Consider the following 26,897-nt stretch of genomic DNA (forward strand, 5'->3'; position numbering starts at 1 on the left):
TGGCGCGGCGGCGCAGATTTTCGTCGGCGTCAAACTGCGGCAGGGCGAGGCCGAAAAGCAGGCCATTATCGCCATGCTGCAGGCCAATGGCCATGCGGTGCTCGACATGAGCGACAACGAACTGGCCAAACTGCATGTGCGCTACATGGTGGGCGGACGCGCCAGCCATCTGGGGGACGAGCTGGTCTATCGCTTCCAGTTCCCCGAGCGGCCGGGGGCGCTGCTCAAATTCCTTGAGGGGCTGCGGAACGACTGGAACATCTCGCTGTTTCACTATCGCAACCACGGAGCAGACTATGGCCGCGTTTTGGCCGGCATCCAGGTGCCACAAGCCAATAGGGGGCAATTTCACGAGTATCTTGAAGCTCTCGGCTATCCCTATTGGGATGAGACGCAAAACCCGGCCTACCGGCTATTTCTGGACAGTGACGACGTTTAAAAATGCGTCCTAATTCCGATGTATTGCTGAAACCGAAGCAATTCATGTTCCGTTCAGGACGCCAGAGATAATCGAGCCTCACCTTATTGCATCGGTCTCACCGACTGGTCATCAGTTCGCCGCAACGCGACCGTTTTATAAATTGCCTGCCCCCGACAACAACAACACAAGAATGCCGGAGACGACGATGAAGTCCTTCAAGATTACCCGCCTTGCCCTGCTCGCCAGCGTCGCGAGCGTTGCCCTGCTGCAGCCAGCCTTCGCGCTCGATGCGCAGGCCTTCGTCGATCGTATCCAGGCCGTCTGGGGCCCGCTTGGCTATGAATTCACCCTCAATGATCCCCAGCTCGACGGCGACACCATCACGGTGGAAAACGCAACCATCGGTATCAAGGGTGCCGAAGGCGCCACCGAGCCGACCAGCTTCACCACCTCGCTGACCTTCAGCGGCGTCAAGGAAACCAGCGATGGCGGCTACACGGCCGATACCGTCGCGCTGCCCGACGTCGAATCCGACATGGAAGATGCTGGCGTCAAGGGCCATGTGTCGCTGAGCGATATCAAGTTGACCGGCTTCTACCTGCCGGGCGGCGATACCGTGACGCCGATCCAGTTGCTGCAGCTGGTCGGCGCGATCTCGACCGGCCCGCTTTCGGTCACCCGCAATGGCGAAGAAGTCATCGGCATCGAATCGATGGAATCGGGCTCGACGTTCGAGCCGGCGCAGGGCAGTGCCGACCTGACCAGCCTGAGCTCGACCCTGGCGATCAACGGCATCACCGCTGACCTCTCCACCGTCAAGGAAGAAGATGCGCAGGCGGGCGCCGTCATCGAGGGCCTTGGCCTGACCAATATCGCGGGTGATGTCACCGGCTCGTTCAACTGGTCGATGGCCGATGGCCATATGAGCGTCGATCAGTTCTTGTTCGATTTCGCCGATGTGGGCGCCGTGGACCTGACGTTCGACCTGACCGGCCTGACCCCCGCCCTGCTGACCAAGCTGCAGGAAGCCAACAAGGCTGTCGAAGCCGCTGGCGATCCGACAAGCGAAGCCGCGCAGGCGGCCCAGGCCATGATGGGCATGGAACTGCTGCAGGGCCTGTCGATCGGTGGCGCCAACCTGCGCTATGACGATGCGTCGCTGGCCGGCAAGGCACTCGAATTCTTCGCCAAGGCGCAGGGCATCGACAAGGCCCAGATGGTCGAAGGCCTCAAAGCCATGGTGCCGCAGATGATCGCCGGCATGGGCATTCCCGAGCTGGTCGACCTGGTGGCGCCGCCGGTCTCGACCTTCCTCGATGACCCGAAGAGCCTGGAAGTCGATGTCGCTCCGGCCTCGCCGACGAGCCTGCTGGTGCTGATGGCGGCCGCCTCCAACCCGGCCAGCCTGATCACCGCGCTGGGCGTGACGGTCACCGCCAACGAAGAAGCAAACAACGATTAATCCCCTTGGCGGCGCGCCCCGGCGCGCCGCCATCCTCTTTGCCTTGTCGTACTTGTCAGATGAAACGGCGCGCGTTTTCTGCTAGACTCACGCCATGAATGACCTCACGCCACCGCTTCCCCGTAGCCTGCGCCATGTGACCGACTGGGTGTTCGATCTCGACAACACCCTCTATCCACGCAGCTGCAACCTGTTCGCGCAGATCGACCTGCGCATCACCAATTACGTGATGGACCTGACGCAACTGGACTTCGCCGAAGCCCGGGCGCTGCAGAAAATCTATTACCGCGATTTCGGCACCACGCTGAACGGGCTGATGCAGGCGCACAAGGTCGATCCCGACCACTTCCTCAATACCGTGCACGCCATCGACTATTCACCGGTCGATGCGCATCCAGACCTGGTGGAGGCGATCCGCGCCCTGCCCGGCCGCAAGTTCATCCTGACCAATGGCGATGTGGGCCACGCGCGGGCCGTGCTGAAGCGGCTGGGCGGCAACGAGCTGTTCGAGCATGTCTATGATATTCGGGCCATGACCTATGTGCCCAAGCCGCATCGCGAGGCCTATGACGGTTTTTTCAAGGCGCACGATATCGATCCGAATTATGCGGTGATGTTCGACGACCTGGAAAAGAACCTGCTGGTGCCACACGAAGTGGGCATGAGCACGGTGCAGGTGGTGGCGGGCGAGGACTTTGCCCATGAGCAGGTGGATGCGTGGGAGCTGGGGCGCGGTGGTGCGGCCGCGCATGTGCATCACGTGACCGAGGATTTGGCGCAGTTTTTGCGGGCGTTGCCGTAGAGTTTGTTCACCTCACCCTCGGGGAGAGGTGAACAACGCGCTCACATACTGTTATAATGCAAAATGTTCCCGTCCGGGTCCTTGAGCCAGACCATCTTGAAGTCGCCGGCGACGTGGATATCGCCCTTCAACTCCATGCCGGGATAGTGCTCGAAACTCACGCCCTTGGCCTTGAGATCGGCGGTGATGGCTTCGACTTCGTCGCCGACGCCCCAGACCACCGCATTGGCCTGGTTGGTGCCGGCGAAATCGGATTTGTAGACCACGAGCGTCGTAGCGCCGGTCTTGAACTGCATGACATTGTCGTCGCCACTGATCCTGGCCAGTCCCAGCACGCTTTCATAAAAATGGCGGGCGCGGGCCATATCGGTCACCGCGACGATGGCGGAGGAAGCTTTGTCCTTGAGCATGATCGTTCCCTTTGCGTTGACGAGACCAGACAAACGCCCCGCCGCCGCCAAAGTTCAGGCCGCGGCTTTACAGGGTTTGACCCAGCAAGTATTAGCGCTAAACTCGGACACGGGTAGACGATCGGAAACAGCATGGGCAAAGCGATCGTACGGCTCAAGGATATCGCCGACAAGACCGGGTTTTCAACCAATACGGTGTCGCTGGCGCTGCGCGAAAGTCCGCGCATTCCTGCACCGACCCGCGTGCTGATCCAGCAAGCGGCGGCCGAGCTGCATTACCTGCCCAACCAGATCGCCAAATCGCTGGTGAGCCGTCAGACCATGACCATTGGCCTGGTGCTGACCGATATCACCAACCCGACGCTGACCCATGCCGCCCAGGCGATCGAACTAGCGCTGGCGGCGCGCGGCTATGGCACGCTGTTCGCCACCTCCAACAATACGCTGGAAGAGGAAATCCGCACCGTCGAGATGTTCCGCTCGCGCCAGGTCGACGGCATGCTGATTTATCCGACCAGCCATCGCCAGCTCGACCATATCCGCCCGCTGCGGCGGGCCAATTATCCGGTGGTGTTGCTGGTGGCCGATCCCGATGCGGGGATTGACGCCGTCTGTGTCGACGAGCGGCGCGGGGCGTGGAAGGCAGTGCGCCACCTGATCGAAATGGGTCATCGGCGCATCGGGCTCGTCGACAGTGCCGCCCGGCATGGCAATAGCGAAAAGCGCGAAGGCTATCTCAAGGCACTGACCGAGGCCGGACTTGATTATGACAGCAAATTAGCCGCCGATCCTTCCGGCCACACGTCAAAGCATGGCAGCGCGGGGATGGATGAACTGATGAGCCGCAAGACCGGCGCGACAGCGGTGTTTTGCACCAATGACTCGTTGGCCATCGGCGCGCTGGACTGGTGTCGCCGGCACGGTGTGGCAGTGCCGCGGGACATGGCGATCATGGGCTTTGACGATATCGAGTACGCGGCCTTTGCCGGCGTGCCACTGTCCAGCGTGCGCTATGCGACGCGCGAGGTCTCCGAAATGGCGGTGGAGCGCTTGATGGAACTGATCGCCGCCAAGGACGCACTGCCTCAGGCCCGGGTCAGCCTGATCGACCCGGACCTCATCATTCGCGACAGCACACGGCTGGGCGCGTAGTCGTTTCTAAACCGCGGCCCTCTGGCCGCCTCTACCAAGGATACCAATCATGGAATATCGCCGTTTGGGCAAATCGGGCCTCAAGGTCAGCGAAGTTTCGCTCGGCTCGTGGGTCACGTTTTCAAAGCAGGTCGACGAGAGCAAGGCGCTCAAGCTGATGACCACAGCTTACGACGCGGGCGTCAATTTCTTCGACAATGCCGAAGGCTATGAAGCCGGCGCTTCGGAAGCGCTGATGGGCGCGGCGCTGGAAAAGCTGGGCTTTTCGCGCGACAGCTACGCTGTGTCCTCGAAGGTGTTCTGGGGCGGCGAGAAGCCGACGCAGAAGGGCCTGAGCCGCAAGCACGTGACCGAGGCGGCGCATGCAGCGCTGAAGCGGTTGCGGGTGGATTATCTCGATCTCTATTTCTGCCATCGGCCGGATATCGACACGCCGATCGAGGAAACCGTCTGGGCGATGCACAACCTGATCACCCAGGGCAAGGTGTTGTATTGGGGCACGTCGGAATGGACAGCGCAGCAGCTGACCGAAGCCTGGGCCGTTGCCCGCCGCGAGCACCTGACGCCGCCGACCATGGAGCAGCCGCAATATAACCTGTTCGTGCGCGAAAAGGTCGAAGCCGACTATCTGCCGCTCTATGAAATGGGCCTGGGCACCACCATCTGGTCGCCGCTCGCTTCGGGCGTGCTGACCGGCAAGTACAATGACGGCATCCCCGAGGATAGCCGCATGAACCTGCCCGGCTACGAATGGCTGAAGAAGGAATGGGAGAGCGACGCCGGCAAGGCGAAGCTCGAAAAGGTCAAGGCCCTGGCCAAGCTCGCCAAGGAAGTCGGCCTGCCGATCCATCACCTGGCGCTGCTGTGGTGCCTCAAGAACCCGCATGTATCGACGGTCATCCTGGGGGCTTCCAAGAAGAGCCAGTTGGAAGACAATCTGGATGCGCTCAAGTCCAAGGACAAGCTGACGCCAGAAGTGATCACGGCGATCGAGGCGATCGTGGACAACAAGCCGGCGGCACCGCAGCGGTATTAAGGCCTGGCGTCCAGACGGGCGGTTCCATCGTCCCCTCCCCCCTGAGGGGAGGGCAAGGGTGGGGGGACTATCCGCATGAGTCGCGCCACTCTTGAACGAGCCTCCCCCACCCCTAGCCCCTCCCCTCAAGGGGGAGGGGAATCTGCCCGGTGGCAGTTCTGAATCACCACCCCTATATTCCCATCAATGACCTCCACCGACTCCCCCCGCCGCGGCCCGCCCCCCTCCTCCGAATCCACCGGCAGCTTTCGCGAGCAGTTGGAGAACCTGCGTCACCTCGGCCGGCTCGTTGCCCAGATCTGGCGCACCAGCCGTTGGCTGACGGGGCTGAGCATCGGGCTGCGCCTGATCCGGGCGCTGCAGCCGGTGGTGATGCTCTATGTGGGCAAGCTGATCATCGATGAAGTGGTGCGGCTGACCGGACAGCCGGCGGCGGGGAGCGATTTCGCACAATGGTGGGCCAGTGGAGAATTGACCCGCATTGCCGAACTGCTGGCGATCGAATTTGTGCTGGTGATCGGCACCGACCTGCTCAACCGCTTCACCTCGCTGGTGGATTCGATCCTGGGGGAATTGCATTCCAACACCGTCAGCGTGGAGTTGATGCAGCACGCTGCAAGGCTGGACCTGCGCCATTTCGAATCGGCCGAGTATCAGGACCGGCTGGAGCGGGCGCGGCGGCAGGCGGCCGGGCGCAGTGGGCTGTTGGCGCAATTGCTGGGCCAGGCGCAGGACATGATCACCGTGGTGACGCTGGCGGCGGGGCTGTTCTTTTATGCGCCGTGGCTGATCCTGCTGTTGCCGCTGTCGTTCGTGCCGGCGATCTGGGGCGAGACGCGGTTCAACACGCTCTCCTATTATCTATCGCGCGGCCGCACGCCGGAGCGGCGGCAGCTCGAATATATCCGCCAGATTGGCGCCAGCGCCGAGACGGCCAAGGAGATCAAGCTGTTCGGGCTGGGCGCGTTCCTGGTCGAGCGGTTTCAGACACTGGCGCAGACGATCTTCCTCGAAAACCGGAAGCTCGCCATCGATCGCTCGGTCTGGGGAGCGCTGTTCTCGTCGATTTCGACGCTGACATATTATGGGGCGTATGGGTTCATCGTCTGGAGGACGATTGCGGGGGAGTTCACCATCGGTGACCTGGCGTTTCTGTCGGGGTCGTTCCTGCGGCTGAATGGGCTGTTCCAGAAAATCCTCTTGGGCTTTACCCAGATTGCCGGGCAGTCGCTGTATCTGGATGACCTTTTCTCGTTCTTTGAAATCCAGCCGACGATTTTGCCGCCGGAGCATCCCAAGCCGTTTCCCAAGCCGATCCGGCAGGGCATCGTCTTCGACAATGTCGGCTTCCGCTATCCGGAGACGGACAATTGGGCCATTCGGGGGCTGAGTTTTACGCTGCGGGCGAACGAGACCCTGGCGCTGGTGGGAGAGAATGGGGCGGGCAAGACCACCATCGTCAAGCTGTTGACCCGCCTTTACGACCCTGACGAGGGCCGCATCACCGTCGATGGGATCGACCTGCGCGACATGCTCATCGAGGACATTCACGCCCATATCGGGGTGATTTTTCAGGATTTCATTCGCTACAGCCTGACCGCTGCGGAGAATATCGGCGTCGGCCGGATCGAGGACAGCACCGATATGCCGCGGATTGAGGATTCGGCCGAGCGGAGCCTGGCCGATGCCGTGATTGCCAAGCTGCCGTTGAAGTACGAGCAGCCGTTGGGGCGCCTGTTCAACAAGGGGCGGGATTTGTCCGGGGGCGAGTGGCAGAAGGTGGCGATTGGGCGCGCCTATATGCGCGACGCCGATCTGATCATTCTGGATGAGCCGACGGCGGCGCTGGATGCCAAGGCGGAGGCGGAAGTGTTTGCGCGGTTCAAGAGCCTGGCTACGGCCAAGACGGCGGTCATCATCTCGCACCGGTTTTCGACGGTGCGAATGGCGGATCGGATTTTGGTGCTGGAGAATGGCAAGATTTTGGAGGCCGGCTCGCACGAAGAGCTGCTGGCGCTGAGCGGGCGCTATGCGGAGCTATTTGAGTTGCAGGCGGCGGGGTATCGCTAGAACACCTTGCCTTCCTTAAGGTGGGTGGTGGTGCCGTTGAGGTAGTAATCGCCGACGACGCGGGCCTTGTGCAGGAGCGGATTGTGGTTGAGCACGGTGCGGATGTTGCGCCAGTGGCGATCGAAATTGTACTTGCGCGAGGTGGCCGAACCGCCGCCGATTTCGAACATGCGTTCGGCGCTGCGGGGGCCAAGCGCGCCCAGCACGAGTTGCGTGCGGGCGGTGGTCAAAGCGCTGGCGACCAGCGAGGCTTCGATGGCAGCCTCGTCACCGGTGGCGAAGGTGGCTACGGTGTGGTCGAGCGCCTTGGCGCTTTCGATCAGCAGCGCATCGATGGCCAGGGAATTGGCGGCGATTTCGCCGATGATCTGCTGCACGAAATGATCTTCGCGCGCGGTGGCGGCCGGACTGTGGGCGGCGGCGCGACCCTGCTTGCGCACGTATTCGATAGCGTCGGAGAGCACATTGCGCACGGCCCCGGCTGCGGCGGCGGCAAGATGGAGTTGGCGCAGGGTCGAGGTGTGGCGGCCGACCAGGTTTTCCATGCTGCGCTTGCCCACTTCGCGCGGAAAGACTTCGACATTGTCGAGGATGACGCCGCCGCTGGCGGTGAGGCGCTGACCCATGCCATCCCAGTCGTCGAGAATCTGGATGCCCTTGCGGTCGACCGGCAGCAGGACGTGGGTGAAGTCGCCGTTGTCGTCCATGGCGCTGAAGGACACATAATCGGCAAAGGCGCTGCCGGTGGCGTACCACTTGCGGCCATTGAGACGGTAGACGTCGCCATCGCGGGTCAGCGTGGTGGTCACCTGCCCGGGCTTGGCGGTGCCCTGTTCGGTATGGGCGCCGGCAAACAGCTTGCCCTCGATTACGCGCTCGAGCGAGCCCTCGTCGCGCTCCGACGGACCATTGAGCACCAGGGCTTCGACATAGTTGAAGTGCGAGCGCAGCGCGTGGGCGACGTTGCAATCGGCGGCGCCGAGCGTGGCGATCAGCTCGATATAGTCGGCAACCGAGCCGCCGGGGCCGCCCATTGATATTGGGACGCGCAGGGCGCCGAGACCCGACTCCTTGAACAGCCGAAACGCCTCGAACGGCAGTTCGCGATCGAGGTCGCGCTGCGATGCGCCCTTGGCGATTTCGGCGGCGAGGGCCGGCACGCGGGCCAACAGCGTTGCCAGATCGGGCGAGCGCTGCGTTTCGGGAACGAGCTTGGTGGCAGTTGCGGTCATGGCACTCATCGCTGCTGAAAAGGAGCCGGCCGCATCCAGGAAGGAAACGCGGCCGGCAGGGGTGTTTTAGGAGGCGAGGTAAATATCGGCGCCGTTATAGCCAAAGCCCTCGGCGCCCAGCGTGTGGTTGACCACGCGCTTGTCGAAGATGACGAAGCTGTCGGGGGCGACCAGGTCCAGCGCCGGCAGATCGGTGACCACCTGCTTCTGGAAATCGACGAACAGCGCGAAGCGCTTCTTGGGATCGGGCTCGACCGCAGCGGCTTCCAGCAGTCGATCGGTCTCGGCACTTTCGTAATGGGCGCCATTGGAGAAGGGCACGCCCGGCTTGAAGTTCTTGGACCAGTAGAGGCGTTGGATGCCCACAGTCGGATCGAACAGGTTGCTCATGCCTTCGAGCGCGATATCGAAATCGCGGTCGGTATAGACGCGCTTGACGAAGGTGGCGAAATCCTGCGTGCGCACCGTGGTCTTGATGCCGACCTTGTTGAGCGCCTGGGCGATGTATTCGGCCGATTGCTTATAGGCGCCAGTGGGCTGGGTCGGATCGATATTGAGCTCGAAGCGGACGCCGCCATCGCCGCGCGGAAAGCCAGCTTCGTCGAGCAGGGCTTCGGCCTTGGCCGGATCGAATTCGTATTTGGGCAGGTCATCGCTAAAGAAGGCCGCAAGTCCCGGCGACACCGGGCCGTTCAGCGCCTTGGCGTGGCCCAGATAAATGGTGTTGACGATGAAATTGCGATCGATGGCGTAGGCGATGGCCTGGCGCACCTTAGCGTTGGCCAAGTATTTGTTTTCGAAGTTGAATTCGGCGCGGGTGATCGAATTGGTATAGGTGAAGCCGCGGGTTTCGAAGCCCAAAGCCGGATTGGCTTCCAGCCGGTCGAAATCCGTATAGGGGATATTGATGCCCACCGAGAGCAGCACTTCGCCGGTTTCGATGCTGGCGACGGCGGCGGCCGGATCGCCAATGAAGCGGACCACCAGCTTGTCGAGATAGGGTTTTGGCGCGTCCCAATAGTTGGGGTTGCGCTCATAGAGCACATAGCTGCCGCGCACCCATTCCTTGAACACGAAGGGCCCGGTGCCGATCGGGGCGACGTTGTGCGGATTTTCCGCGATCTTGGTGCCCTCATAGAGATGCTTGGGCACAATGGGGGATTCCGAGCTCGCCAGCGCGGTCAGCAGGTAAGGCGAGGGCTTGTCGAGCAGCAACTCGATTTCGTGCGCGCCCAGCACATTGATCGAGCTGACCTGGGCGAAGGTGGCGCGGCCACGCGGATGGTTTTCCTTGAGCGTCTGGATCGAGAAGGCGACGTCCTCGGCGGTGAAATCGGTGCCGTCGTGGAATTTGACCCCTTCGCGCAGCTTGAACCAGTAGCGCAGGCCGTCCTCGGCCACTTTCCATTCGGTGGCCAGCAGCGGCTTGGGGGTGAAATCGAAATCGTAGGTGAGCAGGCCTTCATTGGTCTTGCTGGATACGTAGACGGCGGCGCCGGCGGTGTGGGCGATCAGCACCAACACAGGCGGCTCGGTGCCGATATTGACGGTGAGCGTGCCGCCCTGCTTGGGCTCGGCACCAAAGCTGATGCCGGGCAGAGTACTGGCCAGGGCGATAACAGCGGTGGACAGCAGGAAGGCGCGGCGCGTTGGCGCCAGAACGCCGCGAGGGTGAGTGATCATGCGAAAAGTCCTCGGTGATGCGGCGGCGCGGACGTGAGGTCCCGATGCACGCTGAATGTGTCGAGCCGGTTCAAACCAACCCTCGGGCATCACCTTACGAAAGCATACTAATCTTATCGAGATACTGGATTTCAAAGCTGGACTGGCTGTTGAAACGCCGGTGCGTGCTTTGGGGCAATCGAGGCATAAATTCTTGCGCCGGTGGAAAGAGAAGCTTGCCCGCGCAAATTCATTCCAAAAAGAGGGTTGGACCGGGCAGTGCTGCCCGGTCCAACAGGGTCGATCAGGCGACGCGCTGCTGGCGGGTCAGCGGGATGATCGCGGCTTCGGGCGCGGCCGAGCGGGCGACGCGGCCTTCGACCGGATGGCCCGGATCGGTGAAGCCGGGCGTCGAGGGATGGCCAGTCGCCACGAGGCTATCGACAAGGGCTTCGTCATCGGCATCGAGCTTGATGTCGAGGGCGCGAAGGTTGCTGTCCCACTGCTCTTCAGTGCGAGGGCCGGCGATGGCGGAGGTGATCAACTTGTTGTTGAGCACCCAGGCTAGCGCGAACTCGCCGGGGGCGATGCCCTTGGCTTGCGCATGGGCGGCGACTTGCTTGGCGATGGCGATGGATTCCTCGCGGAATTCCACGTCGTGCATGCGCTTGTCGCCACGGCCGGCGCGGGTATCGGCAGCGGGCGTCTCGCCCACATTGTATTTGCCGGTCAGAATGCCGCGGGCCAGCGGGCTATAGGAGACATTGCCCAGGCCATTAGCGACGGCGGCGGGAAGCTGCTCGGCCTCGGCAGTGCGGTTGACGATATTGTAGAGCGGCTGGCTGGCCACCGGGCGATCAATGCCGAGCTGGTCGGCGAGATGGGCCACCTCGCTGATGCGCCAGCCGCGGAAGTTGGAGACGCCGAAATAGCGCAGCTTGCCGGCCTTGATCAGATCGGCAATGGCGCGCACCGGCTCTTCCAGCGACGCATCGAACACGGCACGGTGGAAATAGATGATGTCGATATAGTCGGTCTTGAGATTGCGCAGGCTGTTTTCGACCGTCTCGTAGACCCACTTGCGCGAGTAGCCGCCCTTATTGGGCAACGCGCTGCGGGAGTTGACGAACTTGGTGGCCACGACCCAATCGTCGCGATGGGCCTTGATGCCCTGGCCGACGACCTGCTCGGACTTGCCATCGTGATAGACGTCGGCGGTGTCGATGAAGTTGATGCCCTGATCGCGCGCCTTGTCGATGATGCGGAAGGCCACGTCGTCGGGCGTCTGGTTGCCGAACATCATGCTGCCCAGGGTGATGGGGGACACCTTGAGCGCGCTGCGCCCCAGATAGCGATAATCGACCATTATTGTTCTCCGTAAGTTGGTCGTGGAATTAGAGTGCCGCAGCGTGGAGCTGGGGTCGCGGGGCCAGGGGGCGGCCGCCTTTGTCATTGGCCGCGGCGATCAGGGCGCGGGTATAATCGGTCTTTGGCGAGCGCCAGATGGTGCGGTGATCGCTCTCTTCGACGATGCGGGCATCCTTCATCACGATCACCCGGTCCGAGATATATTGCACCACGGCCAGGTCATGGGAAATGAACAGATAGGATAGTCCGAGGCTGGTTTTGAGGTCGACCAGAAGGTTGAGGATCTGCGCCTGGATCGAGACGTCCAGCGCCGAAACCGGCTCGTCGCAGATGACCAGCGAGGGCCGCAGGATCAGCGCGCGGGCGATGCCGATGCGCTGGCGCTGGCCGCCGGAGAATTCGTGGGGATAGCGATCGGCCACCAAGCTGGGCAGGCGTACATGCTCGAAGGTTTCCGCCAGCCGCTGCCGGCGTTCGGCGGGGTTGGACACGCCATGCACGATCAGCGGCGCTTCGAGGATTTCACGGAGGGTCTTGCGCGGATTGAGCGCGCCGAACGGGTCCTGGAAAATCATCTGCAGGTCGCGGCGTACCGGCTGCAATTGCTGCGGGCCAAGCCGGGAAATGTCGCGGCCCTGGAAGACGATGCTGCCTTCCTGGGCGTTGACCAGCCGCATGATCGCCTTGGACAGGGTGGACTTGCCGCTGCCGCTTTCGCCCACGATGCCGAGCGTTTCGCCCTTGGCCAGGCTGAGCGAGGCGCCATCGAGCGCCTTGCTGGCTTTGGAGCCTCCTTGGTAAGTCACGGATAGGTCCTTGACCACGAGCAGTTGTTCCCGGTCGGTGGCGGGAGTGGGCAGTGAGCGACGCTCGGGCTGGCGGACATCGTAGATATTGCGGCCATCGGGGCTGCGGGCGACCTTCACTTCGGCCAGGGTCTGGGCGGTGTAGTGCACTTCCTCGTCCAGCCGGATCGAGGCCTGGGTCAGGCCCTTGGTATAGGGGTGCCGTTCGGGCGCATAGAGGTCGGCGGTAGCCAGCTCTTCCAGCTTGTCGCCGTGATACATGACGACGACGCGGTCGCTCCAGCGCGACACGAGGCCGAGGTCGTGCGTGATGAGCAGCAGGCCCATCGAGAGCTTGCGGCGCAATTCATCGAGCAGTTCGAGGATTTGGGCCTGAATGGTGGCGTCGAGCGCGGTGGTCGGCTCGTCGGCGATCAGCAGCTTGGGTTTGCAGGCCACCGCAATGGCGATCATCACGCGCTGGCGCTGGCCGCCCGATAGCTGGTGCGGATAGTCATCGACGCGCTGGGCCGGGTCGGGAATTTTCACCAGATCGAGCAGTTCGATGGCGCGCTGCCGGGCCGCCTTGCGCGACAGCTTTTCGTGCAGGCGCAGCACTTCCACGATCTGGGCGCCGATGGTGGCCACGGGGTTGAGCGAGGTCATCGGCTCCTGGAAGATCATGGCGATGTCGCGGCCACGGACGGCGCGCATTTGCCGGTCCTTGAGGTCCAGCAGGTTGGTGCCCTCGAAGCGGATACTGCCGTTGGGAATGCGCGCATTGCGCGGCAGCAGGCGCATCAGCGCCAAGGCGCTCAGCGACTTACCGGAGCCCGATTCCCCCACCACTGCCACGGTCTCGCCGCGGTCGATGGAAAAGCTCAGGTGCTTGACCGGATCGGAGGTGCCGAAGCGGATGGTGAGGTCTTCGACTTCAAGCAGGCGATGACCGTTGCCCGGCGCGGGCGTGAAGGCGGCTGGAGTGGCGATCGCGTTCATGACCGTTCCTCGGAAAAGCGGGGATTGAGGGCGTCGTTGAGGCCGTCGCCGATCAGGTTGAGGGCCAGCACGGTGAAAACGATGGCGAGGCCTGGCAGCAGGGTCAGATACCAGGCGGTGCGGACCAGTTCGCGACCGCTGCCGATCATGGAGCCCCAGCTCACGACGTTCGGATCGCCCAGGCCCATGAAGCTGAGCGCCGATTCCATCAGGATGGCCGAGGCCACCATGACCGAGGCGGTCACGATCAATGGCGGCAAGGCATTGGGCAGGATTTCCTGGAAGATGATGCGGGCGCGGCCAAAGCCCAGGCTGCGCGCGGCCATGACGTAATCCTTGGCGCGAATGGCGCGGAATTCGGCACGGGTCAGGCGGGCCACCATGGGCCAGCTGACGATCGCAATGGCCACGGTGACGGTGAGCGCTGAGGGCTGGGCGATGGCGACGAGCACCACCAGCAGCACGAAATTGGGAAGGGTCTGGAAGATTTCGATGATGCGGACCAGCACGTCATCGACCCAGCCGCCGAAATAACCGGCGACCGCACCGACCGTCACGCCAACGGTCAGACCAAGGGCAGTTGCAGCAAGACCGACGAACAGAGAGATACGTGAACCGTGCACAATGCCCGACAGAACATCACGGCCCATGGCATCGGTGCCAAGGGGATAGGCCCAATCCTGACCGGGCCAGAGGAAGGGCGTCGCCACCATACCCAGTGGGTCGCCGGGCGAGATCAGCGGGGCAAACACCGCCATCAGGATCATGATGGAGAGGAAAGTGACGCCGAACAGCGCATTGGGATTGCTGAAGAAGATGCGCAGTTCGCGGCGACCGGGCGGCACTGTCACCGCAGTGGTCAGCGTTGTGCGGGCGTCGGGCGCGCGCACATTGTGCCACTCGGGCGGAGCGCTGGTTTCGGGTCGGGCGGCACCCTGTCGTGCTCCCGCCAGGGCAATGGCCGGCGCGTTGAGGTCGGTGGTGGACATCAGAGCTCTCCAATGCGGGGATCAAGCCAGGTCTGCAGGATATCGACGACCGCATTGGCCAGAATGACCAGCAAGGACGAGAGCAGCAGGATGCCCAGCAGCACGGTGTAATCGCGGCCCATCACGGCCTCGAAGGCGAGCCGGCCGAGACCGGGCCAGCTATAGACAGTCTCCACGACCACGGCGCCGCCCAGCATGCCGCCGACATGCATGCCGGCCATGGTGGTGATGGGGATGAGCGCATTGCGGAGGATATGCTTGACGGTCACGACCGCCGGCGACAGGCCCTTGGCATAGGCGGTGCGCACGAAATCCTGGTTGCGCACTTCGAGCATGGCGGCGCGCGTCAGGCGGGCGTAGATGGCGACGTAGAACAGCGCCAGGGACGTGGCGGGCAGCACCATGTAGCGGGCCTTATCGACGATGCCAGCCCAGCCGCTGAGGTCCGAGCCGATGGTGCCATTGCCGCCGCTGGGCAGCCAGCCGAGGGTAACCGAGAACAGCACGATCAGCATCAGCCCGATCCAGAAGCCCGGGACCGAATAGAACAGCAGCGAGAAGATCGAAATCAGCCGATCCGGCAGGCGGCCGGCAAAGGCCGCCATCAGCGAGCCCAGGGTCAGGCCGATTAGCAGCGCGATGGCCAGCGCCATGGCCATCAGGGTCAGCGTGCCGGGCAGGCGCTGGCCGATCAGATCGGACACTTGCATGCTGTAGCGCGGCGAAAAGCCGAGGCTGAAATGGACGAGGTTGTTGAGATAGGCCAGCAATTGATCGAGCATCGGTAGGTTGAGGCCGAAGCGCGAGCGCATCGCGGCCATGGTCTCTTCGGTGGCCGAACCGGCCTCGCCCGCCATCACGTCAGCGGCGTCGCCGGGGGCCAGCTGCAGCAGGAAGAAATTGAGGATGACGATGCCGATGACGGTCGGGATCGCCTGCAAGACGGTGCGCCGCAGCGCTCGGGCTATCCTGGGCAGACTGGACATAGGCTCGTCTTTCGAATGAGCGGCGGGGCGCCGCCGCGATCCGCCGGACATGTGCTGGGTGGCCCGGGTGATCTCGTAAATTAATGTTGACTAAATTTATAGTGTTTGTCAAACGTGATGGAGCAATTTGATCTCGTCATCCGCCTGTTTCAGGATTTTCAATTCCAGAACGAGCCAAAAAGATGAATCAAAAGCAAGTTTTATCTAATCCGTCGCCTCTTGAGCAATAATGCTCCAAGGCCGATGGGCGGGTTGGAAAACGGTTTTGGCATGCAGAGGAGACGGACGATGACGCTTCAGAACAGCATTTCGGAAATCTGGTATACGCGCTGCCCGGTGCCGACCCCGGTGGGGTTGGCAGTGCAGCTCGGCTATCTGGACGAGACCTTTGCCAAGGAGGGCATCGCGCTCAAGTCGATCATCGATAGCCAGGACCGCGCCATCCGGACCAGCCATTTCGACCACCACCTGAGCTATTCGTTCCGCCATGGCGGCAATGTGCCCCCCATTCGGGCGCGCTCGGACGGCAAGACCACGCGGCTAGTGGGCATCACCTGGACTGACGAGTTCCAGGCGATCATCACCCTGCCCGGCAGCGGCATCAAAACCACGCGTGACGTGGTCGGGCGCCGTTTCGGCATCGCCCGCCGGCCAGCCGGGATTATCGATTTCATGGCGGCCACGGCGCTCAAAGGCTTGGTCTCGGCGCTATCGCTGGAAGGGCTCAGCCACAAACAGGTCGAGATCGTCGATATTGCGCTGACCGATAGCGTGCTCGACGGACGCGAGGGGCCGCAGCTTTATGGCCTGCGCAACCGGCAGGCCTATGGGCCGGAAATCGCAGCGCTGCTGGCCGGCACGGTCGACGCCATTTTCGTCAAGGGCACGGCGGGCATCACTGTCGCCAACCTGTTCGCCACCCATACCGTGGCCGAGTTCGGCTTCCATCCCGATCCGAAAATCCGCATCAACTCCGGTTCGCCCCGCGTTCTGACGGTCGACGAGCGGTTGGCCGAGGATCGTCCGGACCTGGTCAGCAAGCTGATTGCTACGCTGCAGCGCGCCAGCGACTGGGCCGTGGCGCATCCCGATGACGTTCGCCGTTTCGTCGCCAAGGAAGTGGGGGCATCGGAGGAAGTCGTCGCCGCGGCTAATGGGCCGAACCTGCACCATCATTTGGGCATCGGGCTGGAGCCGGAACTGGTAGCGGCGATCGGCCACTACAAGGATTTCCTCTATGAATGGGGCTTCCTCGAGCAGAACTTCGATCTGGATGCCTGGGTCGATCGGCGGCCCTATGACGCGCTGAACCAGCGCGCGGTGGCCTGAGCGATTTACGGCCGCAAACGAAATCGGCCGGGCTTGTGCCCGGCCGATCGTACTTCAGAGGTGAGTGAGGCTTACTTCACTTCGCCGATCGACCAGAAGAAGGTCTCGCCCGAAGAGTCGTCCACACCGTCATTGTCGGTGATGACGAAACCGGTGCCGGCAGCGTCGATGGCGAAGCTTTCGACCTTGTCGGCGATGTAGCCATTGTTGGTGGCCAGGTCCGGAACCAGATCACGTACCAGCTCCTTGGCGACGACAGGCAGTTCGCCATCAAGGGAAGCGCCCTTCAGGTCGGACAGCTTGACGCGGTAGATCGCCTTGAGCTTGGCCTTGAGCGAAGCCTGGTTGTCGCGTTCCACGATATAGGCGTAGTCGCCGTGCACGGTGATTTCCGACAGGCCATTCCAGGTGCCTTCGGCCGGAGCTTCGAGCGGGTAGTGGACCGCCGAGAATTCCTTGGCGGCAATGTTGTAGCCGATCAGCTTGACCTGGCCCTTGGCGTCGTCAGCCCATTCGCGCTGCATCGCAACCCACAGGGTGGCTTCGTCGCCAGTGCCCACTAGCGCGATGCCTTCCGAACCGAAGCGGACGGCACCAGCCATCAGCGCGGCCGGGAACGGCACTTCTTCCAGGATCGCGCCATCGGCGTCGACATGGAACAGGGCCTGGGGGGTCAGCTTGGCAGCATCGCCCTCGGAAGCCAGCCAGAAGCCGCCTTCACCGTCCAGCGTGATGCCTTCCAGATCGAGCTTCTGGGCGGGGTTGCCGCCGCGGGTGACGACGGTCTTCTTGACGATGCGGGCCGGCTTGGCGGTGGCATCGATCTCGTAGATGGCCGGGGCGTTGGTCAGCACGCTGTCGGACACGGCGTAGAGAATGCCGGGCTTTTCGGCATCGGCAACGGCGCCGGAGATGGCGGCCCAGCCGATCGGGTGGCCGTCGGCGTCGAGATCGGAGACGAGCTGGGGATAGGCGGCGGTGCCTTCAGCCAGTTCATATAGCATGACGTGGGAGCCGGCGAGGCCATCGGCGCGCAGATCGTTTTCATTGGCGGTGACCAGCAGGTTGCGCGACGGGATGGCGATCAGGCCTTCAGGACCAATGCCCGAAGCAACGGACTGCAGGTATTCGGGAGCCGCGCCGGTATCCTTGTAGATGGCGATCAAGGAAGAGCGTTCCTCGGCAACGAAGATGTATTGAGTGCCGCCGATGGTGGCGACCTCCAGGCCCTCGGGCTCGACGCCCTTCTTGTTGCGCTTGTCGGGATAGTGGCCCATCTGGGCAGCCATGACGTCGAGCGTATTGCCCGAGTCCCAGTTCACCGAACCATCGCGATTGAAGATGGTGAAGCCGCGCGAGCCGCCGTTCCAGTCGCCCTCATTGGCGACGACGAGGCGGTCGGCGTCGAGCCACTTGATGGCGTCGGGTTCGCGCAGCAAGTCGTCCTTCTTGCCGGTGAAGACGATCTGGCCGTCATTCTTGGTGTCAATGCCCTCGACCGAAGTCGAGCCGGCAGTGAAGCCGCCGGTGACGGTGCCGGTCTTGGCGTCGACAATGGCGATCCAGTTGTTTTCCTGCAGCGTGACGGCGACTTCGTCATTGTCGTTGAAGGCGACGAATTCGACTTCAGCATCTTCCGGAGCAATATCGGACAGGCCGGTCAGCTCGACGCGCTTGATGCCGTCTTCGGTGACCTTGCCGTCGGCCAGGGTCACGAGGACCAGGTAGCCCGAAGGCATCTGCGGGATGGCGCCGTCATTGACGCTCTCGTCACGCTCGTTTTCGATGGCGATGGCCAGGATGGTGTCGGCCTTGTTGTGGGCGATCGAGTCGGGCTGGCCGCCGAGCTGGAATTCACCATCGACGGTCTTGGTGGCGATATCGACCACGACAAGCTTGCCGGACTGGTCGACGAAATCCTTGCTTGTGTTGACGGCCACGTAGGCCTTGGCGCCGATCACGGTCACAGAAGTGGGCTCGCCGCCCATATCCATGTAGCCGGCCGGCTTGGGCGCCTTGGCGTCGGTCACGTCAACGAAGCCGATGCCGCCGTTCGGGCTATCGGAATAGATCAGCATCATGCCGTCATCAGTGGCGGTGATGATTTCGGAAGAGGTGGCTTCGGCGTCGGGCGCGTTGAGCTCGACGGGGAAGCTGGCAATACGGTTGAACACCGGCGCGGCAAAAGCGGGCACGGCAGTCGAGCTGAGCAATGCGGCCGTCAGGACGACGGAGAGATTTTTAATGAGCATGATAAGGCCCCCAGGATCGGTATGAACCGGCCCCGAATACGGACGCAAGAAAACCGGGGGATGACAGCAGCGTGACAGAAAGATGACAATGCCGAAGGGGTGAAACGGCCGCAGGCGGTCAGTCGAGGAACACCGTGACGTCGTCGGAGCGGCCCTCGGAATCCACCACCGAGAGGGTCACGTAGCCGGGGCCATCCGGTTTCCAGGCATTCTGGCGGGCGAAGGCGGAGCGGCCGAACGGCGCCCCGTTGGCGAAGAAGGTGAAGGGCGGCACGCCGTTGCGCACCTTGACGATGAGAGAGAGATCCGCGCCCGAGGCAATGCCCAGATCGACATCGACGCCATCGGTGGGGAAGGCGATTTCGGGGGCGGCGTCGCGATTGACCATATTGTCATCGGGATGGCGGAAGCGCTTGAGCGGGGCGGGCAATTGCGAATTGGAGGCGACCAGCACACCGGCTGGCGCTGCGCGCAGGGGCACTGCCGGCGTGCCGAGGCGGTCGAAGGCCTCGAACAGCACGGGGGCGGCGGCGGTGATGCCGGAAATACCGGGGACGGGTTCACCATCAGGGCGGCCGACCCAGACGCCGATGACGGTCTTGCCGTCATAGCCGATGGCCCAGGCATCACGGTAGCCATAGGAGGTGCCGGTCTTGTAGGCGATGCGACCGGGGGAGCCATTGAGCGGCGGCGGCACGTCGGCGAGAATATCGGAGACGTACCAGGCCGCAGCCGGATCGAGCACCAGGGCCGCATTGGCGGGCTCTGTGACGCGCGGCTTGACGCCGTCATTGAGCATGACCGGCGAGCCGCCGCGAGCGATGGCGGCGTAGATGGAGACGAGATCGCGCAGCGTGACGCCGACGCCGCCCAGGCCGATGGCGAGGCCCGGGGCCGTATTGTCCGGCAGCAGCGGGTTGGCGTTGGCGCGCTTGATGCGCGAGACCAGACGGGCGGTGCCGACGGCGTCGAGCACCACGATGGCGGGGATATTGAGGGACTCGCTGAGGGCCTGGCGGATTGTGACGGTGCCCCGGCTGAAGCCGTCGAAATTGACCGGGACATAGCCGCCGAAGGCGGTGGGGCGATCCTCAATCAGGCTTTCGGGATGAGCTAGGCCCAGTTCGAACGCCAGCCCGTAGATCAGCGGCTTGAGGGTCGAGCCGGGCGAGCGCACGGCTGAAGTCATGTCGACATAGCCGTGGCTCTGTTCAGCGAAGAGGCCGGCCGAGCCGACTGAGGCCAGGATATTGCCGCTTGCCTGATCTGCCACGACGATGGCCACCGAGACTTTGGGGCCGAGTTGGGTTGCCCGCCCTGCCCCGAGCCGCTCCAGCGCGGATTGCAGGCGGCGATCGACGGTGAGTTCGATGCGCCGCGCGGTTGGCTGAGCCACGACCGCCTCCTGCGCCATGTGGGCGGCGAGCATGGGAAAAGGCTTCCGCGCAGTGGGGATAGGCTCGCGCTTGGCGGCGTCCGCCTCTTCCTGGGCAAGGGCGCCTTTCCTGACCAGTCGGTCGAGCACGCGATTGCGGCCGGCTTCCGCGGCCTTGGGATCGCGATCGGGACGGCGCGCTTCGGGAGATTGCGGCAGCGCCACCAGCAGGGCGGACTCCGCCGTGGTAAGGCGCGTCGGCTCCTTGCCGAAATAGGTGAGGCTGGCGGCGCGAATGCCCTCGATATTGCCGCCATAGGGGGCCAGCGTCAGATAGAGCGTGAGGATCTGTTCCTTGGTCAGGTGATGTGCAAGCGCGTCGGCATGCACCAGTTGGCGCACTTTGCCCCAGAGATTGCGTGTCGGTTCGCCCTCGATCAGCCGCGCCACTTGCATGGTGAGGGTGGAGCCGCCCGACACCACATGGCCGCCCGCACCGGCGAACTGGCCGACGGCGCGCAGCATGGCGGACCATTCGATACCGTCATTGGTCTCGAAATTCTGGTCCTCATAGGCGATCAGCATATCGATGAAATGCCGGTCGACCTGCGCCACTGTCACGGGCAGACGCCAGCGCCCGTCGGTGGTGGTGAAGGGGCGCAACAAATCGCCCTGGCGATCCACCACGGCGGTCGAGACGGGGATGGTGGCAATATCGGGGGTCGGCGGAAGCGCTGAACGGAGGTCGCGGATGACGCCGAGGCCGTACCAGGCGCCTCCCGCGCCCAGGCACAGCAGCACGATCAGGCCGGCGGCGAGCAGCCGCCAGATTGGCAGTTTACGCCGGGGCTCGGGGATGAGCTCCGGCGTCGGTTCGATGGCTGTCGCCGCGTCGGTCATGGGCCGGTCGCGGAGATCTCGATGCTGCCCGCCGCGGTATTGGCGCGCAGGTCAGGACGATACATGTCCTCGACCGTCGCGCCGGGGAGCACGAAGGTTCCCGGCGCGGTGGCCCGCACCATGTAGGCGACCTTGAAGGGCGCCTGATCGGTGCCGTACTGGAAGGCGGCGACGAACTGGTCGGTCCGCGACTCCACGTGGCTAGGCTGATCCAGTGCCGGGAGCCAGCTGAGATCGCCAACGCCGGATGCGGACAGGTCGGGGTTTTCGATTTCGAAGCCGGCCGGCAGCGGGTCGGCGACCACATATTGGCCGGAGCCGGTGGTCGAGGCCCGCATGGTCAACACCACGACGAAGCGATCGTTCTGGCTGACCGGGCTGGTCCCAATATCGAAGGCGGTGCCATCGGGCTGGAAGAACTCCCGACGGATGGTGAAGCCTTCGCTGCTGGCTTCCGGCGGAACTGCCGGGATGCCGGTTACGGAGACCTTCGCCTGCGTGGCCTCGGCGCCGTTGTTGACGATGGTCACGGCGGTGCCGCCGTCGAAGTGCTCCTGATCGAAGCGCTGGTAGACAGAGCCGGTCAGGTCCTTACCATCGACGGTGATGGCGCTATCGGCGGTATTCTGGGCGACGGCGGCCGCGGCAACCAGGGTCCAGGCGTCTTCCTGGGTGGAGGTATAGCGGGCGAGGTCTCGCGCCTTGGCGAGGCTTGCCGTCAGGACGGCGATGTCGACGCCCTCCGGCTTGAACTCCGACGCCAGCGCCAGGACGGCGGCGGTGTCGCGCATGCGGCTACCGTAATCGGTGCGGTAGACGTTCTTGGCTTCGGGCTCCTTGAGGGCTTCGACGGCAGCCTGGAAGGCAGTCGCCGCGCGGGTGCCGTCACCATAGAGAGCGAGGGCAGCGCCAAGCTGGGCCTTGGCCAAGGGTGAGCCGAAGGCATCGAGGCGAGCTTCAAGATAGTAACGCAGATCGCCGATGGCGGCACGGCCGGCGCGGGCCATGTCGTAGAGCGCATAGGCCACGTCCTGGCCGCCATTGTCGAAATCGGCGGCGTAGGAGACTTGGTTGCCCAGATTGTCCAGTGCCATGTTCATCGCGAGGTCCGGCACCACATAGCCTGCCGCACGGGCCCGGAGCAGGAAGTCGGTGACGTAGGAGTCCAGCCACAGATCGGAGGTGCTCAGCGGACCCCAGAGGCCGAAACCGCCGGTTGAAGTCTGGTTGGACAGCAGCGAGGTGATGGCATCCTTGAGGCGCTGATCCAGCTCGGCATCGGTGCCCATCTGGATCATCTGCGCCACCTCGTTGAGGTAGAGCAGCGGGATGGCGCGGCTGGTGATCTGCTCGGAGCACCCATAGGGGTAGCGATCGAGCGCCAGCAGCAGTTCGGGAATATCGAGGCGGGCAACCGGCCCGATCCCGAGGGTCATGGATGCCGAATGATCGACGAGGCCGGCGAAGTAGCTGCCGTCGATGGTGACGGTGGCGCCCGGCTCGATGGTCAGCAGCTTGCTGGTGGTCCACGGGCCGCTGGCGGCACGCACACCCAGGGTCAGGTCCTTGACGGTGGCCTTGCCCTCTGGGTCGGTGACGGTCAGCGTCAGCTTCTGGTCGCCGATGGCGGTGCCGGTCAGTCCCAGATTAAGGGACGTGCGGGCGCCGGCGGCGAGATCGACGCTGGTTTCGGCGGCGTCGGTGGAGAGACCTTCGCCGGTGGTCAGGGCAACCTTATAGGCGCCGGCGGGGCCCGAGATATTGTTGATCTCGACCAGCAGGCGCGATGTATCGTCCAGCCGCAGGAAGCGCGGCGGGCTCATGTTGATGACGACCGGATCGCGGACGATGACGTCGGCGGAGCTATGGCCCACCGCATCGGCAGACCAGGCCATGGCCATGACCCGCACGGTGCCCGAGAAGTCCGGCATGTCGAAGCTGACGGTCGCGGTGCCGTCGGCGCCGACTTCCACGATGCCCGAATGCAGAGCAACGAGGACCGAGGTGGGCGGGGGCGTACCGAGACGCGCGGCAGCACCGTCACCGCCGGAGCGCAATGCGCCCGGCAGGCCCTGGGTGGGGTCGATCAACGAGCCGTAAAGATCGCGGACATCCATGCCGAGTTGGCGCTGGCCGAAATACCAGCCATCCGGATCGGGAGTCTGGAAATTGGTCAGGTTGAGAATGCCTAGGTCGACGGCGGCCACGGCCACATAAGCCTTCTGGCCGGCGGTGGCATTGGGGAGGCTGACCTTGACGGTGAAGGGCTGGCGCGGCAGCGACACTTTTGGCACGTCGAGATTGACGGTCAGCTTGGCATCGCCGGGATCAACATCCGCATAGGCCAGGCCCAGCGCGCGGGCCGGCATGCGCTTTTCGGCGACGCTGGCGGGGCGGTAGAGAATGGCGGTCACGTAAGCGCCGGGGCCCCAGTCAGCAGTGACGGGGAGGTCGATGGAGGCGCCTTCAGCCGGAACCGGGACGGCCTTCATGTCGATGATGCGGTCATCGACCACCATCACCAGCACGGTGCCGGCAAACTGCGGATCGAGACGCAGCACGGCGGTGTCGCCGGCCTTGTAGCTCGTCTTGTCGAGCGCGACCTTGAGGGTGTCGGGCGTGTCCGAACCGGCTTCGGGATAATAATAGCCGGCGTAGAATTCGTAGCTGGTCGAGGTCGCGTTCTCGCCGGTGCTCTCGATTTCAAGGCGGTAGAGGCCGTAATTGACGGCGGCGCCAACGGTGACGGGACCACTGGCCAAGGTGTCGACCGAGCCATTGGCCACTTCGCGGGTCGTGGTGATGGATTCCCACTTCCAGGTGCTGCCGTCGCGATACCACTGGTAGGTGCTGTCGACGCGCGACAGGGTCCAGTTGAGGTCGGTATTGTCGATGGTTTCGCCGCCCGGGCCCACGGAGATGACGTCGAAGCTGGCCTGGCTGCCATCGGCAATGCCATTGCCGTCCGCAAACTGCGGCTTGACGCCGATGCGGTTGACGGTGGCGAGGACCGGACGAGACAGCGTGCGCTCGACCGTGCGGCCATTGGTATCAACCAGACGCATGATGACCTGGGCTTCCAGCGGACGCGTGGTCACGCCGGGATCGGGCAGTGTCACGTCGGCGACGACATTGCCGCTTTCATCGGTGACGCCGACTTCGCCCAGGGGCTCGCGGCTGGTTTCGATAGTGTCGTCGAGACGGCCGAAGGTATAGCCGGGATAGTCCTTGAGGGTCGTGACCGGACGCAGCACGGCATCGGCTTCGACGGACAGGTTGGGGGCGGTGGCGCCGTAGAGATATTTGGCGGCGACGTTGATCGGGTTCGGCTCGCCGATCTGCATCGGTGCGTCGGGCGCGGAGATTTCGAAGGCCAGGCGCTCGGGCTCGAAGTCCTCGACGAGGAAGGTGGTGCTGGTCAGCGCCTCGGCTTTTGGATCGGCGTAAAGACGCAGGGTCCAGGCGCCGCGCATGGCATCTGCGACCATGGGCAGGGCGGCGAAGTAGCCGCCGGCGCCGCTATCCTTGAGCAGTTCGGTGGAAGCCAGGACGCCATCGGGACGCTCGACTTGCAGGGTCAGCGGCAGGTCGAGTACCGCCTTGGCGTGCACATCACGCAGCAGCGCGGTGAGGAACACGGTTTCGCCGGGGCGATAGACGCCGCGTTCGGTGGTGGCGAAGGCATCGAGCGGACCCGGCGATGGACGGCCCTCGACACCGCGATCGGTCAAGTCGAACGCGGTCTTGGACATGTCGAGGAAGGCGTAGTCGCCCTCGGTCGTTTCGGCGACCAGCAATTGCGGGGCGCGGCCGCCGGTGCCACGGGCGAGGCCGGGCGCAAACACTGCCTGGCCATCGGCATCGGTGGTGGTTTCGCCCAGGATTTCGTTGTTGACTGCCACGAGGCGGACCTTGGAGCCGACGATCGGCTCGGCGGTGCTCAGCGAGCGCACGAAGGCGTGCACGCCGTCATCGCCCGAAATGGTGGTCAGGCCCATATCGGTGACGATGAACCACTGGGTGGCGAGATCGTCATAGTCTTCGTCGCTGTTGGCGGCGGCCTTGGTGACCTTGCCGGTCACCACATAGGCGCCGGGCGCGATATCGGTCAGCGCTTCGCTCACCGGAATGGCCGTGGTGGTCAATTCGTTCGGCTTGCCCTGGGCCAGGTCGATCTGGCCGGTCCAGATTTGCTCGCCATACTCATTGGCGACGTCGCTGGCCGAATAGCCGCTGAGCGAGCCGGCGAAAATGCCGTTGCGCACGGCAGTGGCGATGGAGCGATCGCCGATGCGGTAGATGGTGATATCGGCGCTTGCGGCATTGACCGAAGTGATCGGCAGGCCGCCGCCGAGACCGGCAGGCATCACATAGGCATTGTTGGCGAAGGCCACGAAGGGCGAGCGGTCCGGGATATAAACATTGAGCACCACGTCCTTGCGGAGGCTCTCATTATCGGCCGACGGCAGGCCGGCACGGACCTTGATATTGTAGCGGCCGCCATGTTCCAGGCCCTGGATACAGATCTGGCTTTCTGCGGTTTCCACCGCGATCTTGGGCGCGTTCTCGACGGTGATATAGCTCGACAGGTCCGTGTTGCTGGTGGGCAGCGGATCGGAGAACACCATGCAGACGCGCGGCGTGGTGGCTTCTGCATCGACTTCGTTGGAGGTGATGCGGAAGCCGTGTTCGGCCACGACTTTGTCGAGATGGGCATCGAGTTCAGCATCGGGCGCCAGGGCCAGACGCGCGCGATAGGTGGCGATGGCTTCGCGCCACATCTGCGCATATTCGAGGCCATGCGCGACGGCGGCGAGAGCGGGCGTCCGCTCCTCGAGGGTCTGGGACTGCAGGAACGCGTTGAGCGCCGCCGACAGGCCGAGTTGGCCGAGATCGGAGCTATTATCGCCTTCGGGCTGGCCGGCAACGGCATCGGCCTGGGTCAGCGCAACCGTTGCCAGCTTTAGCCACACGGCGGGATCATTGTCGTTGACGCCAAGCGCCTGGCGATAGGCCAGCAGGGCCGCGGCGGTGTTGGCGTCCTCGGCGGCCTGATCACCGGCGGCCAGCAGATCGGCGTAAGTGGTCTTGGGGGGCGCCGGGTCGGACTGCGGCAGTGACTGGGCGAAGCTGCGCGCGCTATCGATCACACTCTGCGCGGGGAACGGCAATTCGGACTGGCGCGCCGCGGCGGTAACAGCGGGGATCGGCGACCGGTCGACCCGGCCGGATGTGGCCTTGGCAAACGCCGTCTCGGGACCGACGTCGCCCTTGAGGAAGCACCAATTGGTTTGTTCGTTGAACGTGAAGGCGCGGCAGATGCGATCATCCTTGCACCCGCTCTGGCAGGCATCGAGATCGACGTCCTTGAGGATGGAATAGTCGAAGCCGGGCAGATCGGTGCCCTTCATCAGCGATATTTTTTGAGCAGCGGCGGGAGCCGTCAGGGCCAAGGCGAGGAAAAAAGCCGCACAAAGCCACACGGCGAACGCGAATAGACGCTGCATATCTAACCCCTAGCAAAGCCCCCCGGCTCCTGCGCGCACCATATGGGTCCGACAGCGAGCGGTAAAGGTGTCGTATTACATGCTAATTGTCCCGGGTTGACGACGGCGGTCGGTGCAGGCTCGTTCGGACGAAGGGTGCCGATCACTTTGGGTGCTGCGG

16 protein-coding genes and 1 pseudogene are annotated in these 26,897 nt (G+C 63.7%); 7 read left to right on the forward strand and 10 right to left on the reverse strand.

Annotated elements, in window-relative coordinates; all coding sequences use genetic code 11:
• The 3 genes and pseudogenes from JWP26_RS07870 to JWP26_RS07880 all read left to right on the forward strand — a co-directional run.
• A pseudogene (locus tag JWP26_RS07870) lies at positions 1–439 on the forward strand (threonine ammonia-lyase, biosynthetic); the annotation flags it as partial.
• A 187-nt stretch (positions 440–626) separates the two neighbouring features.
• The gene (locus JWP26_RS07875; protein ID WP_299725433.1) at positions 627–1,883 is read left to right on the forward strand and encodes a hypothetical protein; all 1,257 of its coding nucleotides are present in this window, start codon (positions 627–629) and stop codon (positions 1,881–1,883) included.
• 94 nt (positions 1,884–1,977) lie between these two features.
• Entirely contained in the window at positions 1,978–2,685 is a 708-nt protein-coding gene (locus JWP26_RS07880) for a pyrimidine 5'-nucleotidase (RefSeq protein ID WP_299725435.1), read from the forward strand.
• A gap of 41 nt (positions 2,686–2,726) precedes the next feature.
• On the opposite strand, the gene JWP26_RS07885 is transcribed toward JWP26_RS07880, so the two are convergent.
• Positions 2,727–3,095: a VOC family protein gene (locus JWP26_RS07885; RefSeq protein WP_299725437.1), complete on the reverse strand. Its 369-nt coding sequence runs from the start codon at positions 3,093–3,095 to the stop codon at positions 2,727–2,729.
• 132 nt (positions 3,096–3,227) lie between these two features.
• Between JWP26_RS07885 and JWP26_RS07890 the strand changes: the two genes are divergently transcribed.
• From JWP26_RS07890 to JWP26_RS07900, 3 genes are all read left to right on the forward strand, one after another.
• Positions 3,228–4,247, forward strand: a complete 1,020-nt coding sequence (locus JWP26_RS07890; RefSeq protein ID WP_299725439.1) for a LacI family DNA-binding transcriptional regulator — start codon at positions 3,228–3,230, stop codon at positions 4,245–4,247.
• Positions 4,248–4,296: 49 nt separating this feature from the next.
• Entirely contained in the window at positions 4,297–5,283 is a 987-nt protein-coding gene (locus JWP26_RS07895; protein WP_299725441.1) for an aldo/keto reductase, read from the forward strand.
• A gap of 186 nt (positions 5,284–5,469) precedes the next feature.
• Positions 5,470–7,353, forward strand: a complete 1,884-nt coding sequence (locus tag JWP26_RS07900; RefSeq protein WP_299725443.1) for an ABC transporter ATP-binding protein — start codon at positions 5,470–5,472, stop codon at positions 7,351–7,353.
• Here JWP26_RS07900 and JWP26_RS07905 read toward each other — a convergent pair.
• From JWP26_RS07905 to JWP26_RS07930, 6 genes are all read right to left on the reverse strand, one after another.
• Positions 7,350–8,585: an acyl-CoA dehydrogenase family protein gene (locus JWP26_RS07905; RefSeq protein WP_299725445.1), complete on the reverse strand. Its 1,236-nt coding sequence runs from the start codon at positions 8,583–8,585 to the stop codon at positions 7,350–7,352. The two genes, JWP26_RS07900 and JWP26_RS07905, sit on opposite strands and share 4 nt — an antisense overlap.
• A 66-nt stretch (positions 8,586–8,651) precedes the next feature.
• On the reverse strand, positions 8,652–10,268 hold the full coding sequence (locus tag JWP26_RS07910) for an ABC transporter substrate-binding protein (RefSeq protein WP_299725448.1): 1,617 nt from the start codon (positions 10,266–10,268) through the stop codon (positions 8,652–8,654).
• Positions 10,269–10,551: 283 nt separating this feature from the next.
• Positions 10,552–11,613 (reverse strand): aldo/keto reductase, encoded by a 1,062-nt coding sequence (locus tag JWP26_RS07915; RefSeq protein ID WP_299725450.1) that lies wholly within the window; start codon positions 11,611–11,613, stop codon positions 10,552–10,554.
• A gap of 28 nt (positions 11,614–11,641) precedes the next feature.
• On the reverse strand, positions 11,642–13,399 hold the full coding sequence (locus tag JWP26_RS07920) for an ABC transporter ATP-binding protein (RefSeq protein ID WP_299725452.1): 1,758 nt from the start codon (positions 13,397–13,399) through the stop codon (positions 11,642–11,644).
• Positions 13,396–14,388: an ABC transporter permease gene (locus JWP26_RS07925; RefSeq protein ID WP_299725454.1), complete on the reverse strand. Its 993-nt coding sequence runs from the start codon at positions 14,386–14,388 to the stop codon at positions 13,396–13,398. The genes JWP26_RS07920 and JWP26_RS07925 overlap by 4 nt, the downstream gene beginning before the upstream one ends.
• The gene (locus JWP26_RS07930; protein ID WP_299725457.1) at positions 14,388–15,374 is read right to left on the reverse strand and encodes an ABC transporter permease; all 987 of its coding nucleotides are present in this window, start codon (positions 15,372–15,374) and stop codon (positions 14,388–14,390) included. Before JWP26_RS07930 ends, JWP26_RS07925 begins: the two co-directional genes overlap by 1 nt.
• Positions 15,375–15,662: 288 nt before the next feature.
• On the opposite strand from JWP26_RS07930, the gene JWP26_RS07935 reads away from it, so the two are divergent.
• Positions 15,663–16,703 (forward strand): ABC transporter substrate-binding protein, encoded by a 1,041-nt coding sequence (locus JWP26_RS07935; RefSeq protein ID WP_299725459.1) that lies wholly within the window; start codon positions 15,663–15,665, stop codon positions 16,701–16,703.
• 71 nt (positions 16,704–16,774) lie between these two features.
• Here the strand turns inward: JWP26_RS07935 and JWP26_RS07940 are convergent, their stop codons facing one another.
• The 3 genes from JWP26_RS07940 to JWP26_RS07950 form a co-directional block, all read right to left on the reverse strand.
• Positions 16,775–18,955, reverse strand: a complete 2,181-nt coding sequence (locus JWP26_RS07940) for an esterase-like activity of phytase family protein (protein WP_299725461.1) — start codon at positions 18,953–18,955, stop codon at positions 16,775–16,777.
• A 118-nt stretch (positions 18,956–19,073) separates the two neighbouring features.
• Positions 19,074–21,230: a penicillin-binding protein 1C gene (gene pbpC, locus JWP26_RS07945; RefSeq protein WP_299725463.1), complete on the reverse strand. Its 2,157-nt coding sequence runs from the start codon at positions 21,228–21,230 to the stop codon at positions 19,074–19,076.
• Positions 21,227–26,737: an alpha-2-macroglobulin family protein gene (locus JWP26_RS07950; protein ID WP_299725465.1), complete on the reverse strand. Its 5,511-nt coding sequence runs from the start codon at positions 26,735–26,737 to the stop codon at positions 21,227–21,229. The genes pbpC and JWP26_RS07950 overlap by 4 nt, the downstream gene beginning before the upstream one ends.
• Positions 26,738–26,897 lie beyond the last annotated feature (160 nt).

The sequence above is a fragment of the Devosia sp. genome, assembly GCF_028290435.1.
In the GTDB taxonomy this organism is placed as follows: domain Bacteria; phylum Pseudomonadota; class Alphaproteobacteria; order Rhizobiales; family Devosiaceae; genus Devosia.